This is a genomic window from Rhodopseudomonas sp. BR0C11, assembly GCF_010820945.1.
Classification (GTDB): Bacteria; Pseudomonadota; Alphaproteobacteria; order Rhizobiales; family Xanthobacteraceae; genus Rhodopseudomonas; species Rhodopseudomonas palustris_H.
In genome coordinates this window covers 1-9,193 of sequence record NZ_QTKI01000177.1, presented here as the reverse complement: position 1 = coordinate 9,193, position 9,193 = coordinate 1, and the positions used below count along the sequence as shown (strand labels likewise).

Annotated in this window: 10 protein-coding genes and 1 other RNA gene; 2 read left to right on the top strand and 9 right to left on the bottom strand. The window is 66.2% G+C overall.

Going from position 1 to position 9,193, the window contains the following annotated elements; genetic code table 11:
* The 9 genes from hflC to DYI24_RS14695 form a co-directional block, all read right to left on the bottom strand.
* The coding region (gene hflC / locus DYI24_RS14735; RefSeq protein ID WP_164572813.1) for a protease modulator HflC at positions 1–902 on the bottom strand (902 nt) is incomplete at its 3' end.
* Entirely contained in the window at positions 899–2,050 is a 1,152-nt protein-coding gene (hflK, locus tag DYI24_RS14730; RefSeq protein WP_164572812.1) for an FtsH protease activity modulator HflK, read from the bottom strand. The genes hflK and hflC, both read right to left, overlap by 4 nt.
* Before the next feature lie 144 nt (positions 2,051–2,194).
* Complete coding sequence (locus DYI24_RS14725; protein WP_164572811.1) at positions 2,195–2,737, bottom strand: dihydrofolate reductase; 543 nt, start codon at positions 2,735–2,737, stop codon at positions 2,195–2,197.
* On the bottom strand, positions 2,734–3,528 hold the full coding sequence (locus DYI24_RS14720) for a thymidylate synthase (RefSeq protein WP_164572810.1): 795 nt from the start codon (positions 3,526–3,528) through the stop codon (positions 2,734–2,736). The genes DYI24_RS14725 and DYI24_RS14720 overlap by 4 nt, the downstream gene beginning before the upstream one ends.
* A gap of 173 nt (positions 3,529–3,701) precedes the next feature.
* Positions 3,702–4,709, bottom strand: a complete 1,008-nt coding sequence (locus DYI24_RS14715; RefSeq protein WP_164572809.1) for a tripartite tricarboxylate transporter substrate-binding protein — start codon at positions 4,707–4,709, stop codon at positions 3,702–3,704.
* A gap of 101 nt (positions 4,710–4,810) precedes the next feature.
* On the bottom strand, positions 4,811–6,328 hold the full coding sequence (locus tag DYI24_RS14710; protein ID WP_199852151.1) for a tripartite tricarboxylate transporter permease: 1,518 nt from the start codon (positions 6,326–6,328) through the stop codon (positions 4,811–4,813).
* Between the two features lie 7 nt (positions 6,329–6,335).
* On the bottom strand, positions 6,336–6,836 hold the full coding sequence (locus DYI24_RS14705; protein WP_164572808.1) for a tripartite tricarboxylate transporter TctB family protein: 501 nt from the start codon (positions 6,834–6,836) through the stop codon (positions 6,336–6,338).
* A 71-nt stretch (positions 6,837–6,907) separates the two neighbouring features.
* Complete coding sequence (locus tag DYI24_RS14700) at positions 6,908–7,438, bottom strand: chromate transporter (protein ID WP_164572807.1); 531 nt, start codon at positions 7,436–7,438, stop codon at positions 6,908–6,910.
* On the bottom strand, positions 7,435–8,031 hold the full coding sequence (locus DYI24_RS14695; RefSeq protein WP_164572806.1) for a chromate transporter: 597 nt from the start codon (positions 8,029–8,031) through the stop codon (positions 7,435–7,437). The genes DYI24_RS14700 and DYI24_RS14695 overlap by 4 nt, the downstream gene beginning before the upstream one ends.
* A 140-nt stretch (positions 8,032–8,171) precedes the next feature.
* Here DYI24_RS14695 and ssrA point away from each other — a divergent pair.
* Positions 8,172–8,540, top strand: a transfer-messenger RNA (tmRNA) gene (gene ssrA / locus DYI24_RS14690).
* A gap of 216 nt (positions 8,541–8,756) precedes the next feature.
* Positions 8,757–9,193, top strand: a 437-nt coding sequence (locus DYI24_RS14685) for an SspB family protein (RefSeq protein ID WP_164572805.1), incomplete at its 3' end; no start/stop codon positions are given.

The following is a 9,193-nucleotide window of genomic DNA, read 5'->3' as shown; positions in this document are numbered from 1 at the left end:
GCCGCGGCCGGCGCAGCGCCGTTCGTGGCCGGCCGCCCGTCCGGACTGCCGAAGAACCGGAAGAAGTCCGAATCCGGCCGCAGCAGGAAGCGGGTGTCGTTGCTCTTCAGCGACTGCTCGTAAGCGGTCATCGACCGGTAGAACGCGAAGAACTCCGGGTCCTTCGAGTACGCCGTCGCGAACAGCCGGTTACGCTCGGCGTCGCCCGAACCGCGGATCTGCTCGGCCTCTGAATTGGCCTCGGCGATGATCACGGTGGCTTCGCGGTCGGCCTTGGAGCGGATCTCCTGCGCCTTCTGGCCGCCCTGCGCGCGGAACTCGGCGGCTTCGCGCTGACGCTCGGTCTGCATCCGCTGATACACCGCCTGGCTGTTCTGCTCCGGCAGATCGGCGCGGCGGATCCGGACGTCGACCACCGAGATGCCGTAGCCTTCGGCTTCCTTGTCGAGCTGGGTGCGGATTCGCGCCATCAAGCCTTCGCGCTCGTCGCGCACCACCTGGATGAACGTGACCTCGCCGAGCACACGGCGCAGCGACGCGTTGAGCAGCGTGGTGAGCTGGACGTTGGCGGCCGGGATCGAGCCGACGCTCTGATAGAAGCGCAGCGCGTTCTTGATCCGGTAACGCGCGAACGCGTCGACCACGAGCCGCTTCTGGTCGGCGGCGATGACTTCCTGGGACGGGTTCTCGAGGTCGAGAATCCGCTTGTCGATGCTGATCACCGTATCGATGAACGGGGCCTTGAAGTGCAGACCCGGCTCGGTGACCACCCGCACCGGCTCACCGAGGCGGACCAGCAGCACCTGCTCGGTCTGGCTCACGGTGAACAGCGACGACCAACCGACGATGATCGCGACCAACGCAACGATCAGCGCGACGGCTCCTGCGACTCCGGCCTTCATCGGTTGCCTCCGCCCACTGACTGGTTCTGCTGCACGGTTGCGGGAGGCGACGAACGCCGGGTCAGTTCGTTCAGCGGCAAATAGGGCACGATGCCTTGCGCATTGCCCGCGCCAGGATCGTAGACCAGCTTGTCGGCGGAGCCGAGCACGCGCTCCATGGTTTCAAGATAGATACGTTCGCGGGTCACCGCTGGGGCCTTCTTGTATTCCTCGTACACGTCCAGGAAGCGCGCGCTTTGGCCCTTGGCCTCGGCGATCGCCTGCCCTTTGTAGCCTTCGGCGTTCTGAATGATCTGCGAGGCGCGGCCCTTGGCGTCGGGGATCACCCGATTGGCGTAGGTCTGCGCTTCGTTCTGCAGTCGCTCGAGGTCGGCGCGTGCGGCCTGCACGTCGCGGAACGCGTCGATCACCTGCTGCGGCGGGTCGACCTTCTGCATCTGCACCTGCTGCACCAGCACGCCGGCGCCGTAGCTGTCGAGCGTCCGCTGCATCAGTTCCTGCACGGCGTTTTCGATGGTGGAGCGGGCGCCGGTCAGGATCGGCTGAATGTCGGAGCGGCCGATCACTTCGCGCATCGCGCTCTCGGCCACCGCCTTCACCGTGCCCTGCGGACTCTGGATGTTGAACAGGTAGTCGCCGACGCCGTCGGGCTTGATCCGCCACAGCACGGTGAAGTCGACGTCGACGATGTTCTCGTCGCCGGTCAGCATCAGGCTCTCTTCCGGCACGTCGTGCATGGTCGCACCGCGGCGGGCCGGATCGTTCATCAGCGTCATGCCGATGCTGATCGTGTTGACGCGCAGCGCCTTCGGCAGCAGCACGGTCTCGATCGGATACGGCAGGTGATAGTTCAGACCAGGCTGCACGGTGCGGACGTGCTTGCCGAAGCGGAGCACCACGCCGAGCTCTTCCGACTGGACGCGGAAGAAGCCGGACAGGCCCCAGATCGCCAGCGCGCCGAGCAGCACGATCGCGATACCGAGCCCGCTGAAATGGCCGCCGGGAAGGATCTGTTGCAGCCGGTCCTGACCACGACGGAGCAGGTCTTCAAGATCAGGCGGCCGCGGTCCCGATGATTGTGGCCCCGAGCCCCACGGACCCTTGGGGCCCGAACCCCACGGGCCTCCGCCTTGATTCTTCCACGGCATTCAAACATCTCCTTCGCAGCCGAACGGCCGCAGTCTGCCCGGCTTTATAGGGGACCGTCCCCCCGGGCACAACGCGCGTCATTCCGCGTTGCGAGCTAAGCCTTGACGAAGGTTTGTCAATTGCAAACGGTGCCGCGCCCCCGCTCAGCACGTGGTTTCGCGTCGATACGTCACATAGGAAAAATCAGCGCTGTCGTGCGGCCCGGCCGTATGACGTTCGCGTGCCACTTCACGCCATTGTTCCGGACTGATCGGCGGAAACGAGGTATCACCGGCGGGCTGCGCATGCACTTCGGTGAGTTCGATCCGCGCGGCGCGTGGCAGCCACTGCGTGTAGATCTCCGCCCCGCCGATCACCGCAATCTCGGTGGCAAAACGCCGCAGCGCATCGCCGCGCGCGACCTGTTCGGCCGCCGTAAATGACGGCGCCACCACCACGCCCGGGGCTGTGAATGCGGCGTCCCGCGTCACCACGATGTTGGTGCGCCCGGGCAGCGGCCGGCCGATCGACTGATAGGTCTTGCGGCCCATGATCACCGGCTTGTTCAGCGTGAGCTGTTTGAACCGCTGCAGATCCGACTTCAGCCGCCACGGGATCGCGTTGCCCTGCCCGATCACGCCATTGTCAGCGACGGCGACGACCAGGACGATCGACAGGCCTGCTACCTCCGCGGCGTTACTACTCACACCGCCACCTCGGCCTTGATGTGCGGGTGCGGGTCGTAGCCGGTCAGGGTGAAATCCTCGTAGCGGAAGCCGAAGATATCCTTCACCGCCGGATTGATCGTCATCACCGGCAGCGCGCGCGGCGCGCGGGTCAGTTGCAGCCGCGCCTGCTCCAGGTGATTGGAATACAGATGCGCGTCGCCGAGCGTGTGAACGAAATCACCCGGCTTCAAACCGGTGACTTGCGCCACCATCATGGTCAGCAGCGCGTAGGACGCGATGTTGAACGGCACGCCGAGAAACACGTCGGCGGAGCGCTGATACAGCTGGCAGGACAGCTTGCCGTTCGCGACATAGAACTGGAACAGGCAGTGACACGGCGGCAGCGCCATCTTCTCGACGTCGGCCGGATTCCACGCCGTGACCATCAGGCGCCGTGAATCCGGATTACGCTTGATCATCTCGACCACGTGCGAGATCTGGTCGATCGAGCCGCCGTCCGCGGTCGGCCAGGAGCGCCATTGCGCGCCGTACACCGGGCCGAGATCGCCATTGGCGTCCGCCCACTCGTCCCAGATCGTGACGCCGTGATCGTGCAAATATTTGATGTTGGTGTCGCCCTTCAGGAACCACAGCAGCTCGTGGACGATCGCTTTCAGCGGCAGCCGCTTGGTGGTCACCATCGGGAAGCCGGCCGCCAGATCGAACCGCATCTGATGCCCGAATACCGACAGCGTGCCGGTGCCGGTGCGATCGTGCTTCTCCGCCCCGTCGCTCAAGATGCGTTCGAGCAGGTCCTGATATTGGATCATCGGCGATGTGGCTCGAAAATGCCGCGGACGCGGCCGTTCAGGCCTGCGGGCGCGTGGGCTTTAAGGAGAATCCGGACAGGCTGGGAAAATGGCCCGGGACGATGGCCACGGCAAGGCCGCCGCGCCGCCCTTCCACACGCAGGCCCGTGATCGCCTCCGCCCGGAGGTTGCAGCTAGGGGATGTTTCCCTTTACTACCTCTTCCCAGCGGTTGATCTCGTCCTGGACGAGCTGGGCCAGCACGACCGGGGCGCGCTGCTCGGGCCGCGGCACCAGGGCGCCGAGGTCGGTCAGCCGGGTCCGAACATCCGACTGGTCGAGGGCGCGGGAGACCGCCGCATTGATCTTGGCGACGATCGGTTCCGGCGTGCCGCGCGGCGCGAACAAGCCGGTCCAGGCGCCGACCTGGAAGCCGGGCAGCCCGGCTTCGCGGGCGGTGGGCACATCGGGAACCACGGGATCGCGCTCGGACGCGGCAATCACATAGGCTTTGACCTTGCCCTCGCGCAGCGCCGGCACCGCATTGACGATCTGGTCGCACATGTAATCGACCTGCCCTTCTACCAGCGCCTGCAGCGCCGGGCCGGTGCCGCTGAACGGCACGCCGGTCGGATCGACCTTGAGCAGGCGGTTGAGCAGCAGGCACGAGGCGTATGACACCGAGCCGAAGCCGGCATGCGCGACGTTGAGGTTGTCGGTGTGCGATTTCACGTAGGACGCGAACTCGGTCAGGTCCTTCGGCGGGAACTGCTTGCGGGCCAGCAGCAGGACCGGCATCTCGGTGAGCAGCGCGACCGGCGAGAAGTCCTTGTCGGGCCGATAGGCGAGCTTGGGGAACAGCGCCACCGCGGCGCCGTGAGTTCCAAGATGGCCGACGATCAACGTGTGACCGTCGGGCGCGGCGTGAGCAACGCGGGTCGCCGCCAGCGTACCACCGGCACCGAGCATGTTCTCGATTTCGATCGGCTGGCCGAGCGTCTTCGCCATCTCGGCAGTAATCAGCCGTGTGACAGTATCGGTCGGTCCGCCCCTGGCGAACGGAACCACGACGGTGACGGTACGAACGGGAAAATCGATCTGGTCCAACCGGTCCGGCTCGGCGGCCGCGGCGGGCGACACCCAGAGTGCCATCAGGGCGATCGCAGCGCATCTCGCGGCGCTCGCTCCGTCAAACAAATTCATTGTGCGTCTCCGCCGGAAAGACGTGGTGATAGCGAATTACTCGCTATCAGATCAACCGGCGAAAACGACGTTGCGGCGATGCGGGATTGGCGGCGCTGAAATTACCCTTCGGACTCGACAAACACTTCGTCGCGCTTGCGCCGCAGCATCGGTAATACCGCCAGGATCAGCAGGCCGGCGGCGACCACCAGCAGTGACGCCGAAAGCGGCCGGGTGATGAATACCGAGGCATCACCACGCGAGATCAGCAGCGCGCGCCGCAGATTGTCCTCCATCAGCGGACCCAGCACCATGCCGAGCAGCAGCGGGGCCGGCTCGAAGTCGTGCTTCACCAGCCAATAGCCGATCAGCCCGAAGGCACCCGCCAGGATGACATCGACCGGGGCGTTGTTCACCGAGTAGATCCCGATGCAGCAGAACACCACGATCGACGGAAACATCAGCCGGTACGGAACGCGGAGCAGCCGCACCCAAATACCCACTAACGGCAGATTGATCACCAGCAACATCAGGTTGCCGATCCACATCGAGGCGATCATGCCCCAGACCAGTTCGGGCTGGTTCTTCATCACCTGAGGCCCGGGCACGATATTGTGGATGGTCATCGCACCGACCATCAGGGCCATCACCGCGTTCGGCGGAATACCGAGCGTCAGCAACGGGATGAACGAGGTTTGGGCGGCGGCATTGTTGGCGCTTTCCGGCGCCGCCACGCCTTCGATCGCGCCGCGCCCGAACCGCTTCGGGTCGCGGGCGATCTTCTTCTCCAGCGTATAGGCGGCAAACGAGGCGATCACCGCCCCGCCGCCGGGCAGGATGCCGAGGAGCGAACCGAGGATGGTGCCGCGGCCGATCGCGGGCGCGGCGTCGCGCAGGTCCTTCCGGGTCGGCATCAGCCCGGTGATTTTCTGCTGCACCAGCTCGCGGTCGGTCGCGGCGCCGAAGTCGAGGTTGCGGATGATCTCGGCGAAACCGAACACGCCCATCGCCACGGTGGCGAAGCCAAGCCCGTCCGCCAGTTCAGGCACGTCGAAGGTCATCCGGGACACGCCGGTTTCGATGTCGGAGCCGACCGTCGACAGCAGCAGCCCGAACACGATCATCGCCACCGCCTTCAGCACCGAACCGCGCGCCAGCACCACGGCGAACACCAAGCCCAGCACCATCAGCGAGAAGTACTCGGCCGGCCCGAACTCCAGCGCCAGCCGGGTCAGCGGCTCGCCGACCAGCGCGATCAGCACGGTGGCGAAGCAGCCGGCGGCGAACGAGCCGATCGCCGCGATCGCCAGCGCCGGGCCGGCGCGGCCCTGCTTGGCCATCTGGAAGCCGTCGAGCGTCGTCACCACCGAGGTCGCCTCGCCCGGAATGTTGACCAGGATCGAGGTGGTCGAACCGCCGTACTGGGCGCCGTAATAGATGCCGGCGAGCATGATCAGCGCGCCCACCGGCGGCAGCCCAAACGTGATCGGCAGCAGCATGGCGACCGTCGCGATGGTGCCGATCCCCGGCAGCACGCCGATCAGGGTGCCGACCAGCGCGCCGGTCAGGCAGAGCAACAGATTGGTCGGCGACGCGGCGACCTGGAAGCCGAGCGCGAGATTGGAAAACAGATCCATCATCCCGGCCTCACTGCGTCAGGAACGCGGGCCACAGCGCGAACGGCAGCGCCAGCCCATATACGAACAGCCCGCAGCAGGCCGCGGTCAGCACTAGGCCGACCACGAAGGTCTCGCCCCAGCGCGTTTCCGGCGTGCCGAGCGCCGCGATCAGGAAACTCGAGAACGCCGCGATCACCAGGCCGAGCGGCCGGATCGTCACCGCGAACGACAGGATCGCGAGGCCGACGAACAACGGCCCGCGCCAATGGAATTTCGCCAGTTGCTCCCCTGGAGCGAAGATCCCGGTGGCAGCGACCACCGCGCCCAGGCCGAGCAGCAGCACCGCCAGCAGCCGCGGCACCGTGCCGGCGCCAAAGCGAAAGCCCGGCATGCCGCCGAGATCGCTGGCCGCCCACAGCGCGAAGGCCGCAACCGCCATCAGCGCCAGCCCGCCGACGAAGTCCTGCGGTCCGCGGATCCAGCTCGGAAATACCGATCGCTCACGCAACCCGCTCGGCGCTTCGTCCATCGGTTCCTCCCCGCACTGCGCACCGCCCGCCTCGCGAACGGCATCTTCTGTCTTTGGCCTATCGGCTTGGATCAAACAACGCCGGCAAATCCCAACACGCCGCCAGCGAGCAACAGCCACAGCGGATTGATCCGGGTCACCGCCGCCAGCACCGCGACCGTCGCGGTCAGGATCACTGCCCCGGCCGACCGGTCGGAACCCAGCGCCAGGATCAGGCCGCTCGCCGCCATCAGCCCGATCGACAGCGGCACCAGCGCCGCCTGGATGATCCCGGGCCATGGCGATTGGCCGGCCCGGCCCAGCAGCCGGCTGACCACATAGGCCAGCGCCCCGCTCGGCCCGCACATCCCGACAGTCGCCACCAGCGCACCGGCAAGTCCGGCGGCCTGGTAGCCGATCAGCGTGACGATCAGCACGTTGGGGCCGGGCGAGAGCTGGGCGATCGCGAAGGCGTCGGCGAATTGCTGCTCGGTCAGCCAGTGATTGAGCGTGACGGCGACGCGGTGGATCTCCGGCAGCGCCGCATTGGCGCCGCCGATCGCGAACAGCGACATCGTGCTGAAGGTTGCGGCGAGCCCGCCGAGCGAAGGTGCCCCGGTCATGCAGCGCCTCTCCGCAGCAGGTAGGTTGCGGCGATGCTGAACGGCACCGCGACCGCCAACACCCACGGCATCGGCAGCCGCAGCACGCCGACCGCGACGAACACCGCGACGAGCAGACCGATCGCGACCGGATCACGCTTGCGCAGCAGCGGCATCAGCATCTTGAACACCACGGCGAACAGCAACCCGATCGCCGCGTAGGACACCCCGGCCAGGATGCGCCGCAGGGGCTCGAGCTCGCCGTAATGGGCGTACAGCACGGCCAGCAGCGTCACGATCAGCAGCGGCGGACCGAGCAGCCCGGCAAACGCGGCGATCGCCCCGGGGATGCCCCGGAACCGCGCCCCAAACACCACCGACAGGTTGACGATGTTCGGTCCCGGCAAGAAGTGACAGAGCGCGAAGGTCTCGTTGAACTCGTCGGCGGTCATCCAGCGATGCTGCTCGACGATCGCCCGCCGCGCCCACACCAGCACGCCGCCGAACCCGGCCAGCGACATCTTGGCGAAAGCGACGAACAGCTCCCCGAGGCCGGGCGCCGGAGCAGCCGCGGCGCCCCCAGCATCACGATCGGGTGCATCGATAAGAGTCATTTGCAAGCTTTAGACCGCCGCGAGGAGCACAACTACCGGCTTTTCCGCCGTCCCCCTGTTCGCGCACAGCGAAGCTGCCCGGATGCTGGACCGGCCGTTCGGAAGCCCCGGCCGCCCGCCCACAAGTGCTTGGCCGCTAGGCCCTTTCGCCGGCCGACATTGCCCCCTATATTGGGAGGGTCGGGGCAACCCGACTATGGAAATAAATGGCCGCCGCAATAAACCATTCGGACCCGGGGGCGGTACCCGGCGCCTCCACCCAAGCCCGCTGTTTTCGTTTCGGAAAGGCGGGTTTCGGCGGGGGCGAAATAGGATCGACGAGGGCGTAAAGGGCTCGCTTTTTCCCGGTATTGTTCCGCCGTTATCGGGCTACTGCAATAGTTGCCAACGACAACTATGCTCCGGTTGCTCAGGCTGCGTAAGGCAGTTTGAAAGACCACTTTAAAGCCCTAACGGGTTAAGCTCCGTTAGGCGGGGTTCGGAGGCACCTGGCAACAGAAGCCTCCACTCATTCTAATCATGCCTTGCTCGTTCAGAATTTTGCAGGCTGGAGGATGGCTTACCGCCGGTTTCTCCGGCGCGGCGCCGCACAATTCTGCCGCGATAGGTGCTGACCATACGCGGCAGCCGGGGTAGCATGATGTTCGGCGCGAGTCGGGCCACGCCCCAGTGCCGAACCAGCCTTCAGGCATCCGAGCGACGGAACGACGAGACGGGACGACGACATGGCCACCGACCACATCCGATACGACGTGCTCGCGCGCGATGCCTTGCGCGGCGTTCTTCGCCACGTCCTCACCGACGTCGCCCAGAACGGCCTGCCCGGAGAGCATCACTTCTTCATCACCTTCCAGTCGAAAGGCGACGGCGTGAAGCTGTCGCCGCGGCTGCTGGCGCAGTACCCGGAAGAAATGACCGTGGTGCTGCAGCATCAGTTCTGGGACCTCGTCGTCACCGAGGACCGCTTCGAAGTCGGGCTGTCGTTCGGCGGCATTCCGGAGCGGCTGGTGGTGCCGTTCGCCGCGATCAAGAGCTTCTTCGATCCGTCAGTGAAGTTCGGGCTGCAGTTCGAAGCCGCCGATGAGGTCGACGAGACCGGCGAGTCTGACGACGTCACCGAACTGGTGACCGCGGCTCCGGCGCCTGTGGCGCTGCCGTCGTC